Source organism: Pseudactinotalea sp. HY160, assembly GCF_009372055.1.
GTDB lineage: Bacteria > Actinomycetota > Actinomycetes > Actinomycetales > Beutenbergiaceae > HY158.
The window spans coordinates 32,494-57,540 of the sequence record NZ_WHMT01000018.1; the positions used below are offsets into that span (position 1 = coordinate 32,494).

General features: G+C 74.0%; 22 protein-coding genes. 13 read left to right on the top strand and 9 right to left on the bottom strand.

Annotated features, from left to right (window positions below; genetic code table 11):
* Window positions 1-142 precede the first annotated feature (142 nt).
* From GCG21_RS13470 to GCG21_RS13485, 4 genes are all read left to right on the top strand, one after another.
* Window positions 143-1,516 (top strand): sensor histidine kinase, encoded by a 1,374-nt coding sequence (locus GCG21_RS13470; protein ID WP_152910197.1) that lies wholly within the window; start codon window positions 143-145, stop codon window positions 1,514-1,516.
* A gap of 28 nt (window positions 1,517-1,544) precedes the next feature.
* A complete protein-coding gene (locus tag GCG21_RS13475) occupies window positions 1,545-2,204 on the top strand; it encodes a response regulator transcription factor (RefSeq protein WP_152910198.1) in 660 nt (219 codons plus the stop codon).
* Window positions 2,205-2,342: 138 nt separating this feature from the next.
* The gene (locus GCG21_RS13480; protein WP_194165097.1) at window positions 2,343-3,578 is read left to right on the top strand and encodes an acyltransferase family protein; all 1,236 of its coding nucleotides are present in this window, start codon (window positions 2,343-2,345) and stop codon (window positions 3,576-3,578) included.
* 42 nt (window positions 3,579-3,620) lie between these two features.
* Window positions 3,621-4,793 carry a hypothetical protein gene (locus tag GCG21_RS13485; RefSeq protein WP_152910200.1) on the top strand — a complete coding sequence of 391 codons (1,173 nt, stop codon included), beginning with the start codon at window positions 3,621-3,623 and terminating at the stop codon, window positions 4,791-4,793.
* Between the two features lie 46 nt (window positions 4,794-4,839).
* On the opposite strand, the gene GCG21_RS13490 is transcribed toward GCG21_RS13485, so the two are convergent.
* The gene (locus GCG21_RS13490) at window positions 4,840-5,832 is read right to left on the bottom strand and encodes a sugar-binding transcriptional regulator (RefSeq protein ID WP_228759873.1); all 993 of its coding nucleotides are present in this window, start codon (window positions 5,830-5,832) and stop codon (window positions 4,840-4,842) included.
* 169 nt (window positions 5,833-6,001) lie between these two features.
* Between GCG21_RS13490 and GCG21_RS13495 the strand changes: the two genes are divergently transcribed.
* From GCG21_RS13495 to GCG21_RS13530, 8 genes are all read left to right on the top strand, one after another.
* On the top strand, window positions 6,002-6,886 hold the full coding sequence (locus tag GCG21_RS13495; RefSeq protein WP_227993822.1) for a transketolase: 885 nt from the start codon (window positions 6,002-6,004) through the stop codon (window positions 6,884-6,886).
* Entirely contained in the window at window positions 6,883-7,848 is a 966-nt protein-coding gene (locus GCG21_RS13500; protein ID WP_152910201.1) for a transketolase family protein, read from the top strand. Before GCG21_RS13495 ends, GCG21_RS13500 begins: the two co-directional genes overlap by 4 nt.
* Window positions 7,841-9,307: an FGGY family carbohydrate kinase gene (locus tag GCG21_RS13505; RefSeq protein WP_152910202.1), complete on the top strand. Its 1,467-nt coding sequence runs from the start codon at window positions 7,841-7,843 to the stop codon at window positions 9,305-9,307. Before GCG21_RS13500 ends, GCG21_RS13505 begins: the two co-directional genes overlap by 8 nt.
* Window positions 9,308-9,317: 10 nt before the next feature.
* Entirely contained in the window at window positions 9,318-10,127 is an 810-nt protein-coding gene (locus GCG21_RS13510) for an SDR family NAD(P)-dependent oxidoreductase (protein WP_152910203.1), read from the top strand.
* A 32-nt stretch (window positions 10,128-10,159) separates the two neighbouring features.
* The gene (locus GCG21_RS13515) at window positions 10,160-11,155 is read left to right on the top strand and encodes an ABC transporter permease (RefSeq protein WP_152910204.1); all 996 of its coding nucleotides are present in this window, start codon (window positions 10,160-10,162) and stop codon (window positions 11,153-11,155) included.
* Window positions 11,156-11,215: 60 nt separating this feature from the next.
* A complete protein-coding gene (locus tag GCG21_RS13520; RefSeq protein WP_152910205.1) occupies window positions 11,216-12,172 on the top strand; it encodes a substrate-binding domain-containing protein in 957 nt (318 codons plus the stop codon).
* A 28-nt stretch (window positions 12,173-12,200) separates the two neighbouring features.
* Entirely contained in the window at window positions 12,201-13,691 is a 1,491-nt protein-coding gene (locus GCG21_RS13525) for a sugar ABC transporter ATP-binding protein (RefSeq protein WP_152910206.1), read from the top strand.
* A gap of 76 nt (window positions 13,692-13,767) precedes the next feature.
* Window positions 13,768-14,556 carry an SDR family oxidoreductase gene (locus GCG21_RS13530; protein ID WP_152910207.1) on the top strand — a complete coding sequence of 263 codons (789 nt, stop codon included), beginning with the start codon at window positions 13,768-13,770 and terminating at the stop codon, window positions 14,554-14,556.
* 41 nt (window positions 14,557-14,597) lie between these two features.
* Here GCG21_RS13530 and GCG21_RS13535 read toward each other — a convergent pair whose 3' ends face one another.
* The 8 genes from GCG21_RS13535 to hemE form a co-directional block, all read right to left on the bottom strand.
* Window positions 14,598-15,911, bottom strand: a complete 1,314-nt coding sequence (locus GCG21_RS13535; RefSeq protein WP_152910208.1) for a glutamate-1-semialdehyde 2,1-aminomutase — start codon at window positions 15,909-15,911, stop codon at window positions 14,598-14,600.
* Entirely contained in the window at window positions 15,908-16,903 is a 996-nt protein-coding gene (gene hemB, locus GCG21_RS13540) for a porphobilinogen synthase (RefSeq protein WP_227993823.1), read from the bottom strand. Before hemB ends, GCG21_RS13535 begins: the two co-directional genes overlap by 4 nt.
* 11 nt (window positions 16,904-16,914) lie before the next feature.
* Window positions 16,915-17,739 carry a uroporphyrinogen-III synthase gene (locus GCG21_RS13545; protein ID WP_152910209.1) on the bottom strand — a complete coding sequence of 275 codons (825 nt, stop codon included), beginning with the start codon at window positions 17,737-17,739 and terminating at the stop codon, window positions 16,915-16,917.
* Window positions 17,730-18,692 carry a hydroxymethylbilane synthase gene (gene hemC, locus GCG21_RS13550; RefSeq protein WP_370517523.1) on the bottom strand — a complete coding sequence of 321 codons (963 nt, stop codon included), beginning with the start codon at window positions 18,690-18,692 and terminating at the stop codon, window positions 17,730-17,732. The genes GCG21_RS13545 and hemC overlap by 10 nt, the downstream gene beginning before the upstream one ends.
* Complete coding sequence (locus tag GCG21_RS13555; RefSeq protein ID WP_370517524.1) at window positions 18,689-19,888, bottom strand: ferrochelatase; 1,200 nt, start codon at window positions 19,886-19,888, stop codon at window positions 18,689-18,691. Before GCG21_RS13555 ends, hemC begins: the two co-directional genes overlap by 4 nt.
* On the bottom strand, window positions 19,885-20,565 hold the full coding sequence (gene hemQ / locus GCG21_RS13560) for a hydrogen peroxide-dependent heme synthase (RefSeq protein WP_153878212.1): 681 nt from the start codon (window positions 20,563-20,565) through the stop codon (window positions 19,885-19,887). Before hemQ ends, GCG21_RS13555 begins: the two co-directional genes overlap by 4 nt.
* A 90-nt stretch (window positions 20,566-20,655) precedes the next feature.
* The gene (locus tag GCG21_RS16355) at window positions 20,656-22,299 is read right to left on the bottom strand and encodes a hypothetical protein (RefSeq protein ID WP_194165098.1); all 1,644 of its coding nucleotides are present in this window, start codon (window positions 22,297-22,299) and stop codon (window positions 20,656-20,658) included.
* Between the two features lie 8 nt (window positions 22,300-22,307).
* Window positions 22,308-23,384 (bottom strand): uroporphyrinogen decarboxylase, encoded by a 1,077-nt coding sequence (gene hemE, locus GCG21_RS13570; RefSeq protein WP_370517525.1) that lies wholly within the window; start codon window positions 23,382-23,384, stop codon window positions 22,308-22,310.
* 102 nt (window positions 23,385-23,486) lie between these two features.
* On the opposite strand from hemE, the gene GCG21_RS13575 reads away from it, so the two are divergent.
* Complete coding sequence (locus GCG21_RS13575; protein ID WP_194165099.1) at window positions 23,487-24,824, top strand: glutamyl-tRNA reductase; 1,338 nt, start codon at window positions 23,487-23,489, stop codon at window positions 24,822-24,824.
* Window positions 24,825-25,047 lie beyond the last annotated feature (223 nt).

Genomic DNA, 25,047 nt, shown 5'->3' on the forward strand with positions numbered 1-25,047 from the left:
GCGCGGGCGACGGCGACGGCGGGGGCCGGCCGCCGGCGGGGGCCGGCCGGCCGGCACCAACGCGGCGCTGGGGCCATCCCCCTCCGGACACGGGGGCAGGCCGCCTTGGTCCGGGCCCCCGCGGGCCGATTGAATGGTGGTCATGCCCGCACCCTCCCCGACCGGCGCACCCTCCCCGACCGGCGCGCCGCCGATCGTCCCGGTCGTCACCCGCCGCCGCGCCCCGCAACGCCTCTGGTCCGCGCCGTTCACCTCGCGCGCCTGGCGCGACCTGGGCACGGAGCTGCTCATCCTGCTCACGGCGCCGTTCGGCTTCGCCTACGCGGTGCTGTGCGCCTGCCTCACGGCCGCGCTCGCCCCGACCGTGGCCGGGCTCTACCTGCCCGGATGGCTCGTGCTCGGCGCCCGCGGCTGGGGCGGGACGTTCCGCGGCTACGCCCGCCTCCTCGGCACCGAGATCGCGCACCCGCTCCCGCGTCGCCGCGGCCACGGCTTCTGGCGCGGCCTGGCGAACACGATCGGTGACGGCGCCGGCTGGCGGGCCGTGCTCTTCCTCGTGATCGCGCTGCCCCTGGCGATCGTCTCCGCGGTGCTCGTGCTCGTGTTCCTCGTCGTCGCGGCCGGCCTGCTCACGTACTGGTTCTGGTACCGCTTCCTGCCCGCCCAGCAGGCCGCGGACGGCACGTGGCACCGGGGCTCGCTCTGGTGGGACGGCACCCCGATGGACACGACGTCATCGTTCATCGCCTGCGGCGTGGCCGGCATCGTGCTCTGGTTCCTCTGGCCGCAGCTCGCCCGCGGATTCGCCGCCGCCTGGACCGGGCTCGCGGCCGTCCTGCTCGGCCCCACGCGCTCGAGCCTGCGGGTGGCCGCCCTGGAATCCTCCCGGGGGCGCACCGTGGCGGACGCCGACACCAAGCTCCGCTGGATCGAGCGTGACCTGCACGACGGCACCCAGGCCCGGCTCGTCGCGTTGGCGATGCAGCTCGGGGAGGCGACCGAGCTCCTCGAGAGCGACCCGGCCCAGGGCCGCGACCTCGTGGCCGAGGCGCACGCGGCCACGAAGGACACCCTGGTCGAGCTGCGCGAACTCGCCCGCGGCATCCGCCCGCCCGCGCTCGAGGCCGGCCTCGCGGTCGCCGTCGAGACGCTCGCCTCCCGCAGCCCGCTGCCCGTGACCGTCGACATCGCCCCCGACCTGCGCCCGGATCCGCCGATCGAGTCGATCGCCTACTTCGCGATCGCCGAGCTGATCACGAACGCGGTCAAGCACGCCCGCGCGAGCGGCGTCTACGTGCTCGCGGAGCAGCGAGAGCAGACCCTGTGGCTGCGGGTCCGCGACGACGGCATCGGCGGCGCCGAACCGGCCCCGCCCCGCGCGGACGGCCACGGCACCGGCCTCGCCGGCCTGCGCGACCGGGTGGCCTCGGTCGACGGCGGCCTGCGGATCGAGAGCCCCGCCGGGGAGCCGACCGTCGTCACGATCACACTGCCGATGCGGGTGGCCGGGCGGTGAGGCGGCCCGGCCCCGCTACCGTGGCGCCATGAGGATCGCGATCGCCGAGGACTCGGCCATCCTGCGCGACGGGCTCACCTCGCTGCTCACCCGCCGCGGGCACGAGGTCGTGGCCGCGGTCGACAACGGCACCGAGCTCGAGGCGGCCATCGAGGCCCAGGCCGACGCCGGCACCCCGTGCGACGTCGCGGTGATCGACGTGCGCATGCCCCCCACCTTCACCGACGAGGGCCTGCGCACCGCGCTGCGGATCCGCGAGAGCCACCCCGAGCACGGTGTGCTGCTCTTCTCCCAGTACGTCGAGACCCGCTACGCCACCGAGCTGCTGCAGGGCAACGCCCGCGCGATCGGCTACCTGCTCAAGGATCGGGTGGCCGACGTGAGCGAGTTCATCGACGCCCTCGAGCGGATCACCGCCGGGCACACCGTGCTCGATCCCGAGGTCGTGAGCCAGCTCCTGCGCGCCACCCCCGAACGCGCCGCCCTCGAACGCCTCACCCCCCGCGAACGCGAGGTGCTCGAGCAGATGGCCCTCGGCCGCTCGAACTCCGCGATCGCCGCCGCCCTGTTCCTCTCCGCCGGCGCCGTGGAGAAGAACATCTCCTCGATCTTCGCCAAGCTCGATCTGCCCACGGACGACGCCGCTCACCGCCGCGTGCTCGCCGTCGTCCGCTACCTGCAGCGCTGACGGGGGCGGGCCCCCGGGGCCGGCCCCCACGATGAGTTCGGGCTCGCCCGCGCCCGAAACGGCGGCCTGCTCCATGGTGGCGATCTACGCGATTTCGAAGACTGGACGGGATCTCATTCCCACACAGTCAGGACCATCGTGGCCACCGCCTCCCCGCCCGTCTCCCTGCGACCGCACCGCCTCTCCGCCCCGGCATATCCGGCCGCGGCCTCTGCCCAACCCGCCCAGTCGGCTTCATCCGGTCGGCGCCGCGCCCGCGATCCGTTCGTCGACCTCGTGCGGGCTCTCGGCACGCTCGCCGTCGTGGCCGTGCACTGGCTCATGCCGCAGGTCGCCTGGGACGGCACCGCCCTGACGATCGGCAACGCGCTCGCGACCGGCCCGGGCTGGCTCCTCACGTGGGTGCTCCAGGTGCTGCCGCTGCTGTTCTTCGCCGCGGGCTCGGCGGCCGGGCTGGGCCGGAGGGAATCGGTCGGGATCACGCTCCGCCGGCGCCTGCCTCGATTATTGACGCCGGTGCTCGCCTTCGCACTCACGTGGGCCGGCGTAGCACTCCTCCTGCCGGCCGTGGGCGTGCCCGCGGCGGCCGTGGCGCAGGCCGTGCGGATCGTGCCGCAGCCGCTGTGGTTCCTCGGCGTCTACGGGGCGCTGCTCCTGCTCACACCCGCGCTCCGGGCGCTCGTGATCCGGCTCGGCTGGGCGGCACCCCTCGTGCTCCTGCCGCTGCCGGTCATCGTGGATCTGCTCCGCTTCTCCGGCGCGGCGCCACAGCTGGCCTGGCTCAACCTGCTCGCGGTGTGGGCCGTGCCGTTCACCGCGGGCCTGGCCTATGCGCTGCTGCCGGAGCGCCGTCCGGGGGCGCGGGCCTGGTGGATCGTCGCGGCACTCGCGCTGTCGGCCGCGCTCGTGCTGCTCGCGGCCGGCCCCTACCCGCTCAGCCTCATCGGCATGCCGGGCGAGGCGATCTCGAACCTGAGCCCGCCCACGCTCCTGGCCCTCGCCCACGCGATCCTCCTGACCGCCGTCGCGCTCGCCCTGCGCGGGCCGCTCCTGCGCCTCGCCACCGGGCCGCTGCGGCGCCTCGTGGGTTGGGTGGGCGCGCGGTCGATGACGATCTACGTGTGGCATCTGAGTGCGATGTTCGCGGTGCTCGGGGTCGGGCTGCTCGGGCTCGGGCTGGAGGTTCCGCCCGCGTGGAGCGCCGCCTGGTGGTGGCAGTGGCCGCTGTGGTGCGCGGCCGCGGCGTGGGTCCTGCGCGGCCTCGCGCGGATCTACCACCGGTTCGAGCTCATGCCGGCCCGCCGGCCCGTCCCCGTGGTGTTCGCCCCACCCACGTCGGTCATGATCGTCGGCCCGGAGAACCGGCCGCACTGATCCTCCTTCCGGTGACGGCCGTGCCTGTCGCATACTGGCAGCATGACGCCGGTCGGCTGGATGGTGACGATCGCGGTGATCCTCATCGTGATCTCGGCCGCGTCCGCATGGCGCTTCCGCTCCCACCAGCCCCCTGTGCCGCCGCTGCCGCCACCGACTCCACTACCGCCCGCCGCCCGCCCGGTGGTTCCGGCGGTTCCCCCGATCCTGGCCTACGCCACCGACCGCCCGGACGAGCTCCTCGCGCTCGGGCTGCCCGCCGATCTCGACGCCCTCGGAACGACGATCCGATCGCTGCCCGACCAACTCGGTCGTCACACCGAGGGTCTGCTCGCAGCTATCGACGGCATGCACGCCACGCCGGGGGCGGTCGCTCGACTCGTGCGCGTCGATCCCTCGATGGCGACGGCGATCCAGCAGATCCACGGCCCCGGGATCCTGACGATCACGCGCGGGGAATCCGGTTCCTGGACACATGCGGCCCGCCCTCGCTCGCTCGGCGACGAGGTGGTGAACGCGGCGGCGCTCACCGGCGCGCTCACGGCGATGGCGATGCAGGCCCGGCTCGGCCGGATCGAAGATGGCATCGAGCGGATCGCCCGCCGGCTCGACGAGGTGGCGCGCGAGCAGCAGCCCGTGGCCGACGAGCAGCGGGAGGCGACGGCGACGCGGCTCTTCCACGTGCACTCCGCGGCCCTCTCGGCCGGTGAGTTCACGTCGTCCGGCTGGGATCAGGTCGCGCACCTGGACGAGCAGATCCAGGCGGCCGCGGCCGCCGATCGCCGCCTTCTCGACGACGCCCTGGACGGGCTCGAACGGCTGGCCGGCGAATCGGTCGGGACCCAGACCCGCGAGATCGAGGCGGCCACGAGCACCGTGCTGCGACGGTACCGGGACTACGTCGACTCCTGTCGATCGTGGGCGCGGTTCTCGAGCCTGCGGCTGTGGCAGATGACGATCGCCGACGACCCGGCCCTGCCCGCCTACACGGAGCACCTCAAAGCGTTCATCGCGGAGTCCGAGGATCTGCGCGGCCACGGCGACCGGGTCCGGGAGCAGTTCGACCGGATGGGCGATTTCACCGAGTACCTCCACCCCATCTCCCGCCGGCGCCTACCGCAGATACTCGAAACGCAGCGCAGCCGCTTCGCCGAGGTCGACTGGGCCCCGCTCATGGTCGACCACGACCTCGGCGATCCGGCACGCCGCTCCTGATCCCCGGCCCGCCCCGGATTCCGGCAGTCGCCCCGGTGGCCGCCGGTCAGTCGCCCAGCACCTCGCGGGCGGTGGCCACGTCGGTGATCATGATGTTCGCCCAGCCACCGAGCAACGCACCTCGGATCGCCTCGACCTTGCGGTGCCCCACAGCCATGGCGATCCGGCGGGGGATGCCGAGCAACTGGGTGGAGTCGATGCCGAGCACCCGCTCGTCGATGCTCGAACGCACCGCGGCGCCCTGCGCGTCGAAGAACCGCAGGCAGATGTCCCCGACCGCCCCGAGGCCGGTCAGTTCGGCGACGTCGTGATCGTCGACCGCGGCCCCCGAGGAGGCGAGCAACGAGGACGGACGCACGGTGCCGATCCCGGCCAGCAGCGTGGTGATGCCGCGCCATTCGTCGGTGACTCCGGCGAGGTAGCGATCGGTCATCATCGCGTCCCGGGTCTGGCGGGAGCCGACGAGCCCGGGAGTGGGAAAGAACTTGGGCTCGGCACCGGCCACCTGCGCCAGGCGTTCGGCCAGGCGGTTCGCCTGCACCTGCACGTCCGGGCGCCCCACGCCCCCGATGACCTGGACGACCGCGCCGGCCATCGGCGAGCGCGGCCGGGGAACCATGAGATTGACGGCGGCGAGCAGGGTCGAGGACCAGGACGAGACCCCGACCCGGTCGGAGCTGTTGAGGGTCGCCTCGAGGTACGTCGCACCGGCCGACCCCACGGCGGACATCACCGCATAGTCGTCGGTGCTGGCGGGCTCGGCCACGACCGCGTCGAGCAGGTCGAAGCGCGCGATCATCTCCGCCTCGAGATCCGAGCGCAGGCCTTTCGGGGAGAGGACGACGGTGCGTACGATCCCGTGGTCGTGTGCCTCCCGCACGAGGCGGGAGACACGGGACTGGGACAGGCCCAGCCGCTCGGCGATCTCCGGCTGCCGCATGCGGGCCTCGTAGTAGAGCTTGGCCACCTTGGTCATGAGGGCGAGCCGGGCGTCCTCACGGTCCGAGCCACCGCCCGATCCGACTTCCTCGGTTGCCACCAGTCCATCCCCTCGTCATTCGCGCCGGTCCGAGACACAGCATAGGCGAGCAACCGGGCCGATCGGCGGCAGCCGCCGCACCGGGCCGCACCGAGTTCTCATCACACCTCTTGACAACCATCGAACGCCGTGGCCTACTAGATGCATTGTTAGTCACCGATGAATGGACATGCAAATGCTAAGCGTCGACGAAGCGCAGGTAGCCCGCTGGCGAGGACTCCGCGACGAGATCTCCCGGGCCGCCGCCGCCGAGAAGGTGAGCCTTCTCGCCGCGGAGGCCACCCGCCACCGTGCCGACAACCTCCGGACCATCGATGCCGCCCAGCAGGGCCACATCGGTGGAGACATGTCGATCACCGACGTGCTCACGACCCTCTACTACGCCGTGCTCGACATCGACCCGGCCGACCCCGACGCGGACGGTCGCGACCGCCTCGTGCTCTCCAAGGGGCACTGCGCGGCGGCCCTGTACACGGTGCTCTCCTCGTGCGGCTACTTCTCGCCGTCCGAGCTCCCCACGTTCATGGCCCCCCTCTCGCCCCTCAACGGCCACCCGAACCGCCTCAAGGTGCCGGGGGTCGAGGCGAACACCGGCCCGCTCGGGCACGGTCTGCCGATCGCCACCGGCATCGCCAAGGCGGCCAAGCTGCGCGGCGCCTCGAACCGGGTGTTCGTGCTGCTGGGCGACGGCGAACTGCAGGAGGGCAGCAACTGGGAGGCCTTCATGGCCGCCTCCCACTTCAAGCTGGACAACCTCGTCGCGGTGGTCGACCGGAACCGCCTCCAGCAGGGCGCCCGCACCGAGGACACGAACTCCCTCGACCCGCTGCCCGAGCGCCTGAGCGCCTTCGGCTGGGAGGTCCGCGAGATCGACGGGCACGACTTCACCCAGCTTCTCGCCGCATTCACCCCCTCGACGAGCGGCCGTCCCGTCGCGGTCGTCGCCCACACGATCAAGGGCAAGGGCATCTCCTTCATGGAGGACGACGTCGCCTGGCATCACAAGGTCCCCTCGCCCGAGCAGGTCGAGGCCGCACTGAAGGAACTGGTATGAGCACCGCCACCCCCACCAAGGCCCCCGTCTACGACAACCGCGAGGCGTTCGCCGACGAACTCTGCGCCCTCGCCCGCGAGGACGAGCGCATCGTCGTCGTCTGCAACGACTCGGTCGGATCCAGCAAGCTCGGCGGCTTCCGCGAGGAGTTCGGGCCGCGGCTGGTCAACGTCGGCATCGCCGAGCAGAACATGGTCGGCGTCGGCGCCGGCCTGGCCAACGGCGGCCTGGTGCCGTTCGTCAGCAGCGCCGCGCCGTTCCTCACGGGCCGCTCCCTCGAGCAGGTCAAGGCCGACATCGCCTACAGCCAGTACCCGGTGATCCTCTGCGGCCAGAGCACCGGCATGGCCTACGGCGAACTCGGCCCGACCCACCACTCCGTGGAGGACCTCTCGTGGCTGCGCGCGCTGCCCGGCCTCGACATCGTCGTGCCCGCGGACCGCTCCGAGACCCGCCAGGCGGTGCGCCTGGCCGCCGCCCGGCCCGGCCCCACCTACATCCGCGTGGGCCGCTTCAAGGTCCCCGACGTCACCCCCGAGGGCCACGTGCTCGAACGCGGGCGCTGGAGCATCCTGCGGGAGGGCGCCGACGTCGCACTCGTGGCGACCGGAACGATGGTCCACGGTGCCCTCGTCGCCGCCGAGACCCTCGCCGCCTCCGGCATCGAGGCGACCGTCGTCAACGCCGCCTACATCGCCCCCCTGGACCTCGACCTCCTCGACGAGCTCGCCGGCCGGGTCGAGGCGATCGTGTCGGTGGAGGAGGCGACCCTCTCCGGTGGACTCGGGGCCGCGGTCGCGAGCCGCATCGCCCAGCGCCCCACGACCCGTCCGGCCGTGCGCCTGCTCGGCGTCCACGACGAGTTCGCCCCGACCGGATCGAACGAGTTCCTCCTCGACTACTTCGGCCTCACGCCGGAGAAGATCGTCGAGGCGAGCACCGAGGCCCTGCGCCATGCCTAGCACGGGGTACGTTCTGGCGATCGACCAGGGCACCAGCTCGACGAAGGCGGTCGTGGTCACGGCGGACGGTCGCGTGCGCGCCGGCGCCAGTGTGCCCCTGACCGCCGAGAGCCCCCGGCCGGGCTGGGTGGAGCAGGACCCGGACCGGGTGCTCGCGAGCGTCGTCGAGGCGGCGCGGGCCACGGCCGAGAGCGTCGGGCACCCGCCGGTCGCGCTCGCCCTGAGCAGCCAGCGTGAGTCCGCGCTCGCGTGGGATCCACACGGCGAGCCGTGCTCGCCCGTCATCGGCTGGCAGGACCGGCGCACCTCCTCCCGCGCCGAGGAACTGGCCGAGGACGCCGACGACGTCCGCCAGCGCACCGGGCTCCCCCTCGACCCGATGTTCTCCGCGCTCAAGTTCGAGTGGATCCTCGATCGCTGGGACGCGGATCGCACGCGGGCACGGGCGGGCGACCTGCGCCTGGGGACCGTCGACTCCTTCCTCATGCGGCGCCTGACCGGCACCGATCAGATCGAGCTCGGCAACGCCGGCCGCACCCAGGTGCTCAACATCGACACGGCGCACTGGGACGACGCCCTGTGCGATCTGTTCTCGATCCCTCCGCAGTCACTGCCCCCACTCGCCCGCTCGAACGCCGCTCCGCGGCTGACCGAGGAGATCTTCCCGGGCGCGACCGGGGTACCCGTGGCGGCCGTGCTCGGCGACTCCCACGCCGCGCTCTTCGCGCACACGGCCCGCGACCCCGAGGCCGTCAAGGTCACCTACGGGACCGGCTCGTCGATCATGGGCCTGACCTCCGGCCCGGTCGAGGCGGAGACCGGCCTCGCGCGCACGATCGCGTGGGACACCGGCACGCCGGCCCGCGCCTTCGAGGGAAACATCCTCGCCACGGGGGCCACGCTCGTGTGGCTGAGCTCGATCCTCGATCGATCCCCCGTCGAACTCGCCGCACTCGCCCGGACCGTCCCGGACTCCGGCGGAGTGGATCTCGTGCCCGCGTTCGCCGGACTCGGCGCACCGTGGTGGGACACCCGGGCGGTCGGGCTCATCAGCGGCTTCGACCTCGGCGCCACGACGGCGCACCTCGCCCGCGCCGCGCTCGAATCCATCCCGCTCCAGATCGAGGACGTCCTGACCCGAGCGGATTCGGTGGCGGGACGCCGGCCCCGCGTCTACGTCGACGGCGGCCCCGCCGGGAACGACTGGCTCATGCAGCGCCAGGCGGACCTGAGCGATCGCACCGTCGTGCGGCCCGCGAGCACGGGCCTGTCCGGCATCGGCGCCGCGTACCTCGCCGGCCTGACCGTCGACCTCTGGGACGAGGCCGCCCTGCGGGGGCTCGCAATCGAGTCCGACAGCTTCGACCCGGCACCGACCGCGGCCGACCACGACCGGCGTCGGCAGTGGGCACGCGCACTCGACCGATCCCGCCACGACCCCTCCGGGCACCGACAGTAAAGGATTCACAATGCCAAGCACCGACTTCTCCGCGCTCTTCGCGGGACACTTCACCGGCAGGCGAGTCGTCATCATGGGCGGCGCCCGCGGGATCGGGGCCGACATCGGCGAGGGGTTCGCCCGGGCCGGGGCCAGCGTGCTCCTGACCGACCTGACCCCCGCCGTCCTCGACACGGCTTCGGCCCTGAACGAGACCGGGCTCGACGTGACCGGCCTCGTGGCCGATGCCACGGACGAGGACGACGTCGCCGGCGTCTTCGCGCACGTGCGGTCCGAGTGGGGCTCGCTCGACGTCCTGGTCAACAATGCCGGCATCATCACGATCAGCCGCCTCGAGGAGACGAGCACCGAGGACTTCGCCAAGGTGCTCGCCGTCAACACGACGGCCCAGTTCCTCGCCGCCCGCGAGGCGCTGCCGCTGCTCCGGGCCGCGGGCGGGGGCAGCATCCTCAACGCCGCCTCCGGCCAGGCACGTGAGGGCTTCATCTTCACCCCGAGCTACGCCGCCTCGAAGTTCGGCGTCATGGGCATGACACAGTCGCTCGCCAAGGAGCTCGCCCCCGAGAACATCCGTGTCAACGCCTATTGCCCGGGCATCGTCGAGACGGAGATGTGGGAGTACAACGACCGCGAATGGGGTCGCCTCATCGGCGGCTACGAGCCCGGCGAGTACATCCGCAACGCCATCGAATCGATCCCCCTCGGCCGCGCCGCCTCCGGTGCGGACATCGCGCACGCCCTCATGTTCCTCGCCTCCGACGCCGGTACGTACATCACCGGACAGGCGCTGAACATCGACGGCGGCATGTTCATGAACTGACCCCAGACGCATCGCAACGGAGCGCACCCCAGATGTCTACAACGATCGACACCACCCCCACGACCCAGGCCACCGGCCGGCCGGCACCGCATTGGTACACCCGGCTCACGGGATCCGGCGGAGCCTTCGTCGGCCTCGCCGCACTCTTCGTCGTCCTGTCGCTGACGACCCCCGGCTTCTTCAGCAGCTCGAACCTGCTCAACGTGCTCGACCAGGCGACCGTGCTCTCGGTCATCGCCGTCGGCGCCACGGCCGTCATCATCACCGGCGGGATCGACCTCTCGGTCGGCTCCGTGCTCGCCCTGAGCACGATGGTGCTCGGCTGGCTCAGCCACGACGGCGGCTTCCCGATGTGGATCGCCATCCTCGCGGCCCTGGCCACCGGCGCCCTCGCCGGACTGGCGAACGGCCTGGGCGTCACCCTCGGAAAGCTCCCGCCGTTCATCGCGACCCTCGCGATGTTCTCGATCGCACGCGGGCTCGCCAACCTCATCACCGACGGCCGCCAGATCATCGGCTACCCGGACTGGTTCTTCCAGCTGTCCTCGAACCGCTACATCGGCGTGCTCTCCGTGACGGTGCTCGTCATGATCGTCACGTTCGCCATCGGCGGGATCTACCTCAAGCGCCGCCCCGGCGGCCGCTCCCTCTACGCCATCGGCGGCGGGAAGGACGTCGCCCGGCTGGCCGGGCTCAAGGTCAAGAAGATCACGACCATGACCTACGTCTGGGCGGGCCTGCTCGCCGGGCTCGGCGGGGTCATCCTCGCGACCCGACTCAACTCCTCCCAGCCGTCCGCGGGCACGGGCCTGGAGCTCGACGTGATCGCCGCGGTCGTCATCGGCGGCGCGAGCCTCAACGGCGGCACCGGCCGGATCGCCGGAACCATCGCGGGCGTGTTCATCATGGGCATGCTCCGCAACGGCCTCAACCTCCTCGGGGTCTCCCCGTTCCTGCAGCAGATCTTCATCGGCCTCGTCATCGCCCTGGCCGTCATGGCCGACGTCCTCCAGCGCCGCACGAAGTAGAGCGCCCGCGCGACACCTCGCGCATCCCCGATCCACACCATTCACTCGAAGGAGAGCACTATGAACCTCAGGTCCCGCGCCTCGCGCGCACTCATCGCCGGAATCGCCGGCATCACGCTCCTCGGCGGCTGCGCTCTGACCCAGGCGGGCGAGAGCGACGACACGATCAGCATCGGCCTGGCCGTGGCCAACCAGCAGGCGGACTTCTTCAACCAGATCCGCGAGGCCGTGCAGGCCCGGGGCGCCGAGGACGGCGTCGAGGTGATCCTCTCCGACGCCGGCGGCGACGCGAACCGGCAGGTGAGCCAGATCCAGGACTTCATCACCCAGAAGGTCGACGCGATCATCTACATCCCGGCCGGCGCCACCGCCGCGTCCGTCCCGATCCGCGATGCGCACGAAGCCGGCATCCCCGTGGTGACGGTCGACCGCAACCCGGAGGAGGAACCGGGCGACACGTTCATCGCGACGGACAGCGTCGCCGCGGCCAAGGCCCTCGGTGACTGGGTCGTCGAGCAGACCGGCGGCGAGGGCAGACTCGGGGTCATCCAGGGCCAGATCGGCACCACCCCCGAGATCGCCCGAAACAAGGGCTTCGAGGAGGCCCTCGAGGGATCCGACATCACCGAGGTCGCCCGTCAGGCCTCGCAGGGATGGCACCAGGACGAGGGCTTCAACATCGCCCAGGACATGCTCCAGGCCAACCCCGACATCGACATCATCTTCGGCCGCGCCGACGCCCTCGCCCTGGGGGCCGCCGAGGCCGCCCGCGCCGCCGGCTACAGCCCGGAGGACATCCTCATCGTCGGGTTCGACGGCGACGTCGCGGGCCTCGAGGCGGTTCGTGACGGCGTCATCGACGCGACCGTGACCCAGCAGACCCAGCTCATGGGCGGCCTCGCCTTCGACTCGGCCATCAAGCTGATCGACGGGAAGGACGTCCCCGCCGAGCAGCTCCAGGAAGGCATCGTCACGACACCCGAGAACGTCGAGCCCTTCATCGAACAGCACCCGTGATCGGACGCCGACGCGCAAGGAGACCAGCATGAGCACCAACGATCAGGGACTCGTCCTCTCCGGGATCAGCAAGGCCTACCCCGGCACCCAGGCACTCGCCCACGTCGACCTCGAGATCCGCCCCGGTGAGGTCGTCGCGCTCCTCGGCGAGAACGGCGCCGGCAAGTCGACCCTCGCGAGCATCGTCGCCGGGCTCACGCCGCCCACGACGGGCACGATGACGTGGCGCGGCCGGCCCTACACCCCGGGATCGCCGCGGGAGGCGCTCGACAACGGGATCGCCCTCATCCACCAGGAGATGCGGCTCCTGCCGGACCTGACCGCCGCGGAGAACGTCGTCATCGGGCGTTGGCCGGCCTCGGCCGGCGGGTTCGTCGACCACAAGACGCTCAACCGGCAGGCGGCCGAGGCGTTGCGTCGGCTCGGGTTCCGGCCGCCCCCGACGACGCTCGTTCGGCACCTGAGCGTCGCGGCGCAGCAGCAGGTCGAGATCGCCAAGGCACTCATGGTCGACGCCCGCCTCCTCATCCTCGACGAGCCCACGGCCGCGCTCGGCGCCGAGGAGACCGACGCGCTCTTCACGCAGGTGCGGGCGCTGCGCGACCAGGGCCACTCGTTCGTCTACGTGAGTCACCGCCTCGAGGAGATCCGGCGGATCGCCGACCGGATCGTCATCCTTCGCGACGGGGCGTTGATCGCTGAGCACGACGAGAGCCACATCGACGTCGACATCCTCGTCTCCCAGATGGTCGGGCGCTCGGTCGAGCGTCTCTTCCCGGAGATGCCCGCGCCCACCGGGCAGGTCGTGCTCGACGTGCAGGACCTGGCCGGGATCAACGGTCGCTTCCGTGACGTCTCCTTCCAGGTCCACGCCGGGGAGGTCCTCGGGATCGCCGGGATCGTCGGGGCGGGGCGCACCGAACTCGTTCGGGCGATCACCGGTGCCGACCGCTCGAGTCACGGCAGCGTGCGCGTCAACGGCACCGCGCTCACGAACGGGTCGGTCACCGGCGCGCTCGCCGCGGGCGTCGTCATGGTGCCGGAGGATCGCCGTCACCAGGGCATCATCGCCGAGGCGACCATCAGCGAGAACTCGATGCTCGTCAACTTCCCGGGCGTCACCCGCGGCGGCTGGATCGGCGAGGAGAAGGTCCGGTCCCTCGCGGAGCGGGTGATCGAGCGGATGGGCGTCAAGGGCAGGCCGGACACGAGCGTGGGCGCCCTCTCCGGCGGGAACCAGCAGAAGGTCGTCATCGGCAAATGGCTCGAACTCGGGCCCAACGTCGTCGTCCTCGACGAGCCGACGCGCGGGATCGACGTCGGCGCGAGAGCCGCGATCTACGAGGTCATCCGCGAACTCGCGGAGAAGGGGCTGGCGGTGATCGTCGTCAGCTCGGATCTCGACGAGGTCCTCGGCCTCTCGCACCGCGTGCTCGTGCTCGCCGGGGGCGAGGCCCAGGGCCTGCTGCCGCGCGCGGAGGCCACCCCCAAGCGGGTCATGACCCTCGCCACGGCCTGACCGGCCCCGTGCTGCCCGTGCCGCCGGTGCTGCTCGCCCCGATCCCGCTGTCCATCCTCGATCCTCGGAGACCCACATGAATCCCTCCCCCACACGCTCCCACGGCGCCGACTTCTCCCTCGCCGGGCAGGTCGGACTCGTGACGGGTGCGGCGAGCGGCATCGGCCAGGCGATCGCTTGGGCGATGGCCGCCGCCGGCGCCGACGTCGCCTGCCTCGATCGTGACGGCGACTCCCTCGCGGCCACCGTCGAGGGGATTCGCGGCCTCGGCCGCACCGCCCTGCCCCTCGAATGCGACGTCACGAGCGAGGACGCCCTCGGTGCCGCCGTCACCACCGTCGAATCCGACCTGGGCGAGCTGCGCCTCGCGGTCAACTCCGCGGGAATCGCGAATGCGGCCCCCGCGGAGAGCCTCCCGCGCGAGCAGTGGCAGCGCCTGTACGACGTGAACGTCACCGGCGTCTTCCTCAGCTGTCAGGCGCAGGCCCGGGTCATGCTCCCGCGCCGGCGTGGCGCCATCGTCAACGTCGCGTCGATGTCCGGCACCATCGCCAACCGCGGGCTGACGCAGGTGCACTACAACTCGGCCAAGGCCGCCGTGGCACACCTGACGAAGTCGCTCGCGGTCGAATGGGCCGACCGGGGCATCCGGGTCAACGCCATCAGCCCGGGCTACACGGCCACCCCGATGAACAGCCGCCCCGAGGTCGCCGATCAGGCGCGTCGGTTCGCGGCGGACACCCCGCTCGCGCGCATGGCCGAGCCGAGCGAGATCGCCGGGCCGACCGTGTTCCTGCTCTCGTCGGCCGCGTCCTTCTGCACCGGGGTCGACCTCCTCGTCGACGGCGGGTTCTGCTGCTGGTAGTCCCGCGACCCCAGCCCCGGCTCCCGATTCCTGCAGCCGAACTACGACTCCGGCGGGGTCGCCGCCGCGGCCGCCCGGGCCGCCGCGGGCAGGGCCGCGGCGATCTCCTCGACCACGGCGGCGTCGTGGGCCGCGGAGGCGAACCAGGCCTCGAAGGGAGAGGGCGGCGGCGCGATCCCCGCAGCCACGAGGGCGTGGAAGAACGGGGCGTACCGCCAGTGCTCGCTGCGCTGCATGCCCGCGTAGTCGCGCGGGCGCCCGTCCGGCCAGAGCGAGTCCGGCCCGAACACGATCGAGAACAGGTTCCCGGCCCGGCTCACGAGCGCGGGCACGCCGGCGCCGGCGAGCGCCTCCGCGGCGGCGGCACCGATCGCGGTGGCCGCCGCGTCGACCCGCTCGTACACGCCCGCATCCGCCAGCCGCAGGGTCTCGGCGCCGGCGGCCACCGCCACCGGATTCCCGCTCAGCGTGCCCGCCTGATACACCGGCCCGAGCGGGGCGAGGAGGTTGAGCACCCCCGCCCGGCCGGCGACCGCGGCCACGGGCAGACCGCCCCCGATCACCTTGCCGAACGTGAACAGGTCCGGCGTCCACTCGTCGGTCCGGTCGAGGCCCCACCAGCCGGCCGGGCCCACCCGGAAGCCGGTGAGCACCTCGTCGGCGATGAGCAGCGCCCCGTGCTCGCGGGTGACCCGGCGCAGGAACGCGTTGAACCCGGCGCGCGGGGCCACGACCCCCATGTTCGCGGCCGCCGCCTCGGTGATCACGGCGGCGATCCGGCCCGGATGGGCGGCGAACGCGGCCCGCACGGCCGCCTCGTCGTTGTAGGGGAGCACGACCGTCAGCGCGGCGATCGGGGCCGGAACGCCCGCGGACCCGGGGATCGCGAGCGTGGCCACACCGGAACCCGCGTCGGCGAGCAGCCCGTCCGAGTGACCGTGGTAGTGCCCGGCGAACTTGATCACGAGGTCCCGGCCGGTCGCGGCGCGGGCGAGCCGCACCGCCGTCATGGTCGCCTCGGTGCCCGTGGACACGAGCCGCACCCGCTCCGCAGCCGGAACCCGGTCGCGGATGAGCTCGGCCAGGTCGGTCTCCCCGGGCGTCGGGGCGCCGAAGGACAGGCCCCGGCCGGCGGCGTCCCGAACCGCCTCGACCACCCGGGGGTGCGCATGGCCGAGGAGCGCGGGCCCCCACGAGCCCACGAGGTCGAGATAGCCGCGCCCGGACTCGTCGAACACCCGCGGCCCGCGCGCGCCGGTGATCACGAGCGGGTCCCCGCCGACGCCGGCCCACGCCCGCACGGGCGAGTCGACCCCGCCGGGGATGACGCCCCGGGCCCGGTCCAGCTCGCTCATGCCCCCTCCCCCCGCCGCGTCGCCGGCGCATCGCGCAGGGCGGCCGCCAGGTCGAGCGCCCAGTACGTGAGCACCGCGTCGGCTCCGGCCCGCACGATGCACGTGACCGATTCGGCGATCGCGGCGTCCCGGTCGATCCACCCGTTCGCTGCGGCGGCCTCGATCATCGCGTACTCCCCCGACACCTGATAGGCCCACACGGGCACGGGGCTCTCGGCGGCGATCCCGGCGAGCACGTCGAGGTAGCCGAGCGCGGGCTTGACCATGACGACGTCGGCCCCCTCGGCCGCATCGAGCGCGGCCTCGCGCCGACCCTCCCGGGCGTTGGCCGGGTCGAGCTGGTAGGTGCGCCGATCCCCGCGGAGCGTCGAACCGACGGCCTCGCGAAACGGCCCGTAGAAGCTCGACGCGTATTTCGCGGAGTAGGCGAGGATCGCGCAGTCGGTGCGCCCGGCCCCCTCGAGGGCGTCCCGCACCGCCGCGACCTGGCCGTCCATCATCCCCGACAGACCGAGCAGCCCGGCTCCGGCCTCCGCCTGGGCGAGGGCCATCGCCCGGTAGCGTTCGAGCGTGGCGTCGTTGTCGACGGCCCCGTCGGCGTCGAGCACGCCGCAGTGGCCGTGGTCGGTGAACTCGTCCAGGCACAGGTCGGCGGCCACCACGAGTTCGTCGCCCACCTCGGCGGCGATCGCGGCGATGGCCCGGTTGAGGATGCCGTCGGGATCGGTGGCGCCGCTGCCGGTCGCGTCCCTGCGGGTGGGCACGCCGAAGAGCATGAGCCCGCCGATCCCCGCCGCGGCGGCGGCGCGGGCGGTCGAGCGGGCGGAGTCGAGGCCGTGCTGGACCACCCCGGGCATCGCGGCGATCGGCCTGGGGGCGTCGCCCTCGTGCACGAAGATCGGCAGCATGAGCGAGCGCGGATCGATGCGGGTCTCGGCGGACATCGCCCGCAGGGCGGGGGTGGCGCGCAGTCGGCGGGGCCGGATTCTCAAACGGATACTCCTCAGCGGTGCGGGGGCGTCGGGGCGGGCAGGTGGCCCAGGGCGGTGGTCACGAGGGAGCGCATGGACGGCGCAGCCGCCGTGGCCGTGACCGTGAGCCCGGCCGCGTGGGCGTCTCGGGCGGTCTGATCGCCGAGGCAGACGAGGGCGGTGCCGGCGCCGATGGGCACGGCCGCCAGTGCCCGGGCCACGGAACCGGAGGTGACGAGGGCTGCATCCGCCTCGCCGGCGCGCAGCCGGGCGGCGTCGTCGCCGCCCAGGGGCGCGGTCCGGGTGAGGTAGGCGGTGACCTCCTCGACCGTGCAGCCCCGGGCCGCCAGGTCCGCGGCGAGGGTGGGGTGGGCGAGGTCGGAGTGCGGCAGCAGGATCCGCCGCCCGCCCGTGCCGGGGCCGGCGCCCGTACCGGTGCCCGTGCCTGCGCCGGTGCCGTCGATTTCCTCCCCGAGCGCGGCCGCGAGCGCGGCGGCCGTGGCGGACCGCGGCGTGAGGTCGACCCGCCAGCCGATCTCGGCCAGCGCCCGCGCGGTTGCCGGGCCGACGGCGGCGACGTGGGTGGTCGCGGGCACGTGCCAGGCCGCCAGGGCGGGGGCGGCGGCCCCGCTCGTCACGACGATCCAGTCGTAGCGGCCGGACGCGACCCGGGTGGCGGCCGCCTCGAGCGGTCCGGCCGGGGCGCGGAGGGTGCGGATGAGCGGCACGATCCACGCCTCGGCGCCCACGCCCTCCTCCTGGGCGAGGGTCTCGACCAGGCCGGCCACGCGTCGTCCCCACTCCCCCGCCCGGGGCACGAGCACCCGGGCGCGCGGGCCGGCCGCCCTCACAGCCATGCCGCCGCGCCCCCGGCGAGCAGCTCGGCGGCGAGCCCGCGGCCGAGGGCCCCGGCCCCCTCGGCCGTTCCCGTGGCCGTGCCGGTCACGAGACTCGACCCGTCGGGGGCGTAGGCGATCGCCTCGAGCCGCAGGTCGGGGTTCCCAAGGGTCCCAGCGCGTTCAGGGGTGTCAGGGGTGTCGGTGGTGTCAGAGTTCCCGGGGCTCGCAGGGTCCCCGGTGCCGTCCCCGGTGCCGGCGAGCGCCGCGACGGGGGCCGCGCACCCCGCCTCGAGCGCGGCGAGAAGGCTGCGTTCGGCCGTGGTGGCCGCCCACGTCGGCGCATCGTGGAGCACGCGCAGGCGGCGGGCGAGCGCGTCGTCGCCGGCGCGCACCTCGACGACGATCGCCCCCTGGCCGGGGGCGGCGGGCCCGTCGAGATATTCGTCGATCACCTCGGTGCGGCCGAGGCGGCGCAGGCCGGCGGCGGCGAGCACGACGGCGTCGAGGTCGGCGCCGGGCCCGAGCGCGCGGGCGAGCCGGGTCTCGACGTTGCCGCGGATATCGACCACGTCGAGGTCGGGCCGGGCGGCCAGCAGCCGGGCGCGCCGGCGCGGGGAGCCGGTGCCCACCCGGGCACCGCGGGGCAGGTCGGCCAGCCGGGCCCCGCACAGCACGTCGCGGGGATCCTCCCGGGCGGGGGTGGCGGCGAACGCGAGTCCCGGATGGGGCGCGGTGGGCAGGTCCTTGAGGGAGTGCACGAGGGCGTCGCATTCGCCGGCGAGCAGCGCCTCGCGCAGCCGGGTCGCGAAGATCCCGGTGCCGCCGAGGCTCGCGAGCGAGGCGCGGGTGCGGTCGCCGGCGGAGACCATCGGCACGAGCTCGGCGGGTTCCCCGGCGGCGGCGAGTGCCGCCACGACCGTGCCGGACTGGGCGGTCGCGAGCGCCGAGGCGCGGGTGCCGATGCGGATCACGGCGCCACGCCGGCGATCGCGGGCCGAAAGCCGCGCCGCACGTTCTCGCAGCAGCCGGGACGGCAGACGTCGAACCACGGGCCCAGGTCGGTGAGAGCGGCGCGCTCGGCCACCGGGCGGGCGCCGGCCCGTTCGGCCACGAGGTCGACGAGCCCGCGCACGAAGTCCGGATGCACGCCCGGGGTGGGCACCCGCGCGCACGCCAGCCCGCGCGCGGTGGCGGTCTCGGTCGCCTCCTCGTCGAGGTCCCACATGACCTCCATGTGGTCGGAGAGGAACCCGAGGGGCACGATGAGCACGGCGTCGCGGTCGGTGAGCGCCTCGATCGCGTCGTTGATGTCCGGTTCGAGCCAGGGCTGGTCGGGCGGGCCGGAGCGGGACTGGTAGGTGAGCTGCCAGCCGGCCCCGGGCTCGTCGAGGGAGTCCATGACGACCCCCGCGACGGCGAGGTGCTGGGCGGCGTACGCCCCGCCGTCACCCCAATCGCTCGCGTGGCCGTCCGGCAACAGCGCCGGGCCGGAGCGGCGGGCGTCGTCGATCGGGATCGAGTGGGTGGCGAAGAGCACCTCGATCCGCTCGGCGCCGCGGGCGCGCAGGTCGGCGAGCCCGGCGCGCACGCCCTCGACGAACGGGGTGACGAAGCCGGGGTGATCGAAGAACTGGCGCACCTTGTCCACCTCCATCGCCTCGGCCAGCCCGGTCGCCTCGAGCACGTCGGCGAGATCCTCGCGGTACTGCCGGCACGAGGAGTACGAGGCGTAGGCGGAGGTCGGGATCATGAGCAGGCGGGTGTGGCCGGCGTCGTGGGCGGCGCGCACCGCATCGGTCAGGTACGGATCCCAGTTCCGGTTGCCCCAGTACACGGGCAGGTCGAGTCCGGCGGCCGCGAGGGCCGCCTCGAGCGCCTCGCGCAGCTGCCGGTTGTGGCCGTTGATGGGGCTGACCCCGCCGAAGTGGCGGTAGTGCACGGCCACCTCCTCGAGCCGCTCGTCGGGGATCCCCCGGCCCGCGGTGACGTTGCGCAGGAACGGCAGCACATCGGCCTGCCCCTCGGGGCCGCCGAACCCGGCGAGCAGCACCGCGTCGTAGGACGTCGGGGCGCTCACGTGGGCCTCGCCGGCGGCCGCGGCCGGGCTCGCGCTCGGCACCCGGGCGCCCGCCGCGAGGTGGACTCCCGTGGCCGGGGCCGGCTTCACCCGAGCACCTCCGCCGCCTCCGCCGCGGCGATCCGCCGCCCGGTGAAGAACGGGGTCTCGAGCACCACGTGCCGGCGGGCCCCGACGTAGCGCAGCGCGCGCATGAGGTCGACGAGCTCGGCCGGATCGTCCGCCTCGAGCGGGACGACCCATTCGTAGTCCCCGAGCGCGAAGGCCGCGACCGTGTTCGTGAGCACCTGGAAGCCCGCGCCCGCGCGGCCGTGCTCGGCGAGCATCGCGCGCCGTTCCTCGGCGGGCAGGAGGTACCACTCGCGGCTGCGCACGAACGGGTACACGCACAGCCACCCCCTCGGCTCGACCCCGCGCACGAACGCCGGCACGTGATCCCGGCTGAACTCCGCCTCGCGGTGCAGGCCCATCGCGTTCCACGTGGGCGCCGTATCCGCGAGCAGGCGGGTGCCGCGCAGGGCCCGCCAGGCGGCCTGGAGCCCCTCGGCGGTGGGCCCGTGCAGCCAGAACAGGAGGTCGGCATCGGCCTTGAGGGCCGACACGTCGTAGATTCCTCGCAGCTCGGCCGCTCCGGGCAGGGCCGCGATCACGTCCTCGAACTCGGCGACCGCGGTGGTCGTGGGGGTGGCCGGGGTCGTGGGGGCTGCCGCGCCGCCGGCCGGATCGCGCCGGACCACGGCCCACAGGGTGTACGTATCGGTAGTCACCCGCACACCGTAAGCCCGCAGCCGCGCCCCGACTCGCGACGCCCCGTCACCTCGATCACGACCGCCCGTCAGCACGATCGGCGCGGCCCCTCAGGCACTCGCCTCCTCGCCGGCGGCGCGGGCGTGCGCGACGATCCGGGCCAGTCCCGGGCCGAGCACGTGCGCGCCGGTGAGCCGGATCCCCGGCGGCCCCGGGGTGTCCGTGGCCGGGCGGGCGATCGGGAGCCGCCAGGCCCGGTGGGCCCAGGCACGCGTATGGACGACGTAGCCCAGCTCGCGCAGGTCCGCCCGCCCGTGCTCGGGCGTGCGGGGGCGGTGGCCGGAATACGTGAGCCGGACGACCTCCCCCCACGGGCTCGACCCGCCCCATTTCGCGCTCGTGAACGTCACGGCGGTGAGTCGGGTGCCGGGCCGGTCGCCGGGCTGATCATCGGGCCGATCACCGGGCACGTCACCGGGCACGTCACCGGGCACGTCACCGGGCAGGTCACCGTGCAGGTCATCGGGCAGGTCATCGGGCAGGATGATCCCGCCGCGGTCGGTCGGGCCGGAGAGGTCGCCCGCGAGCACGAGCACCTGCCGGTGGCGCACCGCCGGCCACTCACCCAGCCCGGGCACGGGGGCCGCGGCCACCACCCGCGCCGCCCGGAGCACGCGCCCGCCCTCGAGCCGCAGCCGAAACGCGCCTGCACTCCGCTCGGTCCCCGCGATCGACATGGTCCCGCCGATCCCGGTCCCGTCGATCCCGGTCCCGTCGACCCCGGTCCCGTCGATCCCGGCCCCGTCGATCGCTGTGACCCGCGTGTACACCCGCCGCACCCCGAGCCGGTGACACTCGGCGCGCAGCCGGATCGCGAGCACCGACATCCCCCCGGCCAGGCCCGCCAGCTCGCCGTTGCCGGCCGTCGCGCCCGGCCCACCCTCCTCGCCCGGCCCGCTCAGCCCGCTCAGCCCGCTCGGGGCAGTGCCCCCCGATGGCCCATCGCGCCCGGGCCTCCCCACACGTGCCGCCGTCCCCGCACGTTCGGCGCGGATCCGGCCGATGGCACCGGCGAGGGAGCCGGCGGCGCGCAGGTGCGCGGTGAGCCCGGGGACGAGGTCCTCGGCGGGTGTGCGGTCCGCGTCACGGCCGAGCACGCCGGCCACGAGCGGGGCGACGCACCGCTCCGCGACCGCGGGGCCCATCCGCCGGCGCACGAGGTCTCCGAGCGTGCCGAGTACGCCGGGTGCGCCGGGCAGCGGGTCCGGGAGGGGCTCGGCGTCGAGTTCGCGGGCGAGGCGCACGGCGCCGGCTCCGATCGAGCGCGCGAGCAGGGGATCCGACAGGTCCGCGGGGATGCCCAGCACCGCGGCGGCCGGGATCGGCAGCAGCCCGCCCCGCCGGTACACGCGGGTGGGGTGGGGAGCCGGATCGAGGATGGCTCCGGCCAGGCCGAGCTCGGCCAGGTAGTCGGCCATCACTCCCCCGCGGGTGGCGAAGCCCTCCGCCCCGAGTTCCACCCAGGCACCGGGTGTACCCGGGGCCGGAATCGTTCCCCAGACCGCCGTTCCGGCCGACGCCTCCGACCTCCCCGGACCGGGGCCCACCGGGCCGACGGGCCGCAGCCGCCCACGCTGCACCTGCCCGTCCCCGGCCGGGGCCACGAGCGTGACGTGACACCCGCCGGCGGCCGCGGCCGCGCGCGCCGCCACGAGGCCCGCGATCCCGGCCCCGATCACGACGACCTCACGCATGGGCGACCTCACGCATGGGCGAGGTCGACGATCCGGGTGAGCACCCCCGGATCGGTCGCGGGCGGAACCCCGTGACCGAGGTTGAGCACATGCCCGGGCGCGCGGGCGCCGTCCTCGATCACGCGATGCACGTGCTCGGCGAGCACGGGCCACGGCGCGCCGAGGAGCGCGGGGTCGATATTGCCCTGGAGGGGCACCCCCGGCACGGCGCGGGCGGCGTCGGTCAGGGAGAGCCGGTGGTCGACGCCGAGGACGTCGGCCCCGACGCCGGCGAGATCGGGAAGCAGGTGGGCCGTGCCGACCCCGAAGTGGACGGTCGGCACGGTCCCGCCGGCGATGCGCGCCTCGCGCACCGGGGCGAGCGCGAGCCGCGAGGCGGGCGCCACGAGGCGGCGGTAGTCGGGCGCGGGCAGCGAGCCGGCCCAGGAGTCGAAGAGCTGCACCGCGCTCGCCCCGGCCCGCGCCTGGGCGAGGAGGAACGCCCCGGACAGGCGCGCCGTCCAGTCGGCGAGGGCGCGCCAGAGGCCGGGATCGGCGTGCATGAGGGTGCGGGCCGCGAGGTGATCGCGCGAGGGCCGGCCCTCGACCATGTACGCGGCGAGGGTGAACGGGGCGCCCGCGAAGCCGATGAGCGGGATCGGCCCGAGCTCGGCGGTGAGCAGCCGCACGGCCTCGGTCACCGGGGCGAACATGCCCTCCTCGATCGGCCGGGCCACGAGCTCCTCGATGCCGCGGCGGTCGCGGATCGGCTCGGCGAACACGGGCCCGACGCCGGGGGCGATGTCCACCTCGACGCCGGCGAGGCGCAGCGGGATCACGATGTCGGAGAACAGGATGGCCGCATCGACCCCGTGACGGCGCACGGGCTGGAGTGTGATCTCGGTGGCGAGGGCCGGGTCGAGGCACGCCTCGAGCATCCCGATGTCGGCGCGGGCGGCGCGGGCGGCACGGTATTCGGGCAGGGACCGCCCGGCCTGTCGCATGAACCACACGGGCAGCCGGTCGGGGCGGCGGCCGCGGTAGGCCTCGATGAGCGGGGCGAGGGCGGTGGCGCCCTCGAGGGGGTGGATCGTGGGAGTGTGCACGGTTCCCGATCCTGCCACGGTTCGCGCCGAATCCGCACAATCATGCGGTTTCCTGACGCCCCGTCGCGATCGGGGCCGGCCGTGGAGGCTTACCCTGGCCCGGTGCTGGTCTGTCTGAGTGTGAGCTTCCGGACGGCCGGGTTCGACGTGCTCGATCGGCTGACGGGCGCGGCCCTCCCGGCCGCGGAGCTGCTCACCCTGCCCGGGGTGCGGGGTGCCGTGGCGATCTCCACGTGCAACCGGCTCGAGGCGTATCTCGACGTCGAGGCGGCCGGTGAGGCCCCGTCGTCGAGCGCCGCGGAGGAGCTGATCGGGCGGCTCGCCCGGTCCGCGCGGATCCCGCCCGCCACGGTCCGAGCGGCCACCCGGCTGCTCACGCGATCGCGCGTGCCGGCCCACCTGTTCGCGGTCGCCTCCGGGCTGGAGTCCGTGGCCGTGGGTGAGGTGGAGATCGCCGGGCAGGTGCGTCGCTCGGCCGTGCTCGCCCGGGAATCGGGCACGATGACCCCGGAGCTGGAGCGGCTGTTCCAGATGGCCTCGACCACCTCCCGCCGGGTGCGCACGGGCTCGGGTATCGACGCCGTGGGCCGCTCGCTCATCCGGCTCGCGCTCGACCTGGCCGAGAGCAGGATCCGCACGTGGCGGGAGGCGCGGATCGTGCTCGTGGGCACGGGCTCCTACGCCCGGGCGGCGCTCGTGGCGCTGCGGGAACGGGGAGCCGGCGAGGTCGACGTGGTCTCCCCCTCGGGCCGGGAGGCGACGATGGCCGGCCGCGACGGCGCCGTGCCGAGGCCGTGGGAACGGCTCGCCCACCTGCTGGCCGGCGCGGATCTGCTCGTCACCTCGACCGTGGCGCCCGCGACCCGGGCGGGCGCCCTACCGGGCACTGCGCCGGACATCGGGCCGGTCGTCGGGGCGCGGCTCGTGGCGCAGGCACGGGAACGCACGCGCGACCCGCTGCTCGTGGTCGATCTGGGGATGCCCGCGAACGTGGATGCGGCCGCGGGCGAGGTGTCCGGGGTCGAACTCCTCGACCTCGCCACGATCGCTCGACACGCCCCCGTGGCCGATCTCGAGGCCTCGGCCCGGGCGCGCGACGAGGTGGCCCGGGCGACGGACCGGTTCGCGGCCGCGGTCGCCGAGGCCGAGGCGACTCCCGCGATCCTCGCGTTGCGCGACCACGTGGACGGGCTCGTCGAGGAGGAACTGGCCCGGCTGCGCCGCCGGGGCGAGGACTCCCCCGAGGCGGAGCGGGCCGTGCGGCACTTCGCCGCCATGCTCGTGCACGCCCCCTCGACACGAGCTCGCCGGCTCGCCGTGACCGAGGGCCCGGATCGCTTCGCCGGTGCCCTGGGCACGGTCTTCGGGGTCGAGGTCGAGGCGGCCGGAGTCGAGGCGGCCGGAGTGATCGCAGCCGAACGCGCGATTCTGTCCAGGTAGCGGCCCGCGACGTCGGCAGAATCCCGCGCCCGGTGCGGCGGGGACGCGACGTCGACGGGCCTCCCCACGCTCATCCCCTTGCGCTTGACGTAACGTGGCTCTTCACAGTTGAGGGTGTAGGGGCCGTGGGCGCGTCGCTCGTCGGGTAGGGATCGAGGTCCTCCGATGATGGAAGTTCTCACACTGCCCATCAGGAAGACCTCGACGTGCCCGACGCTACCTT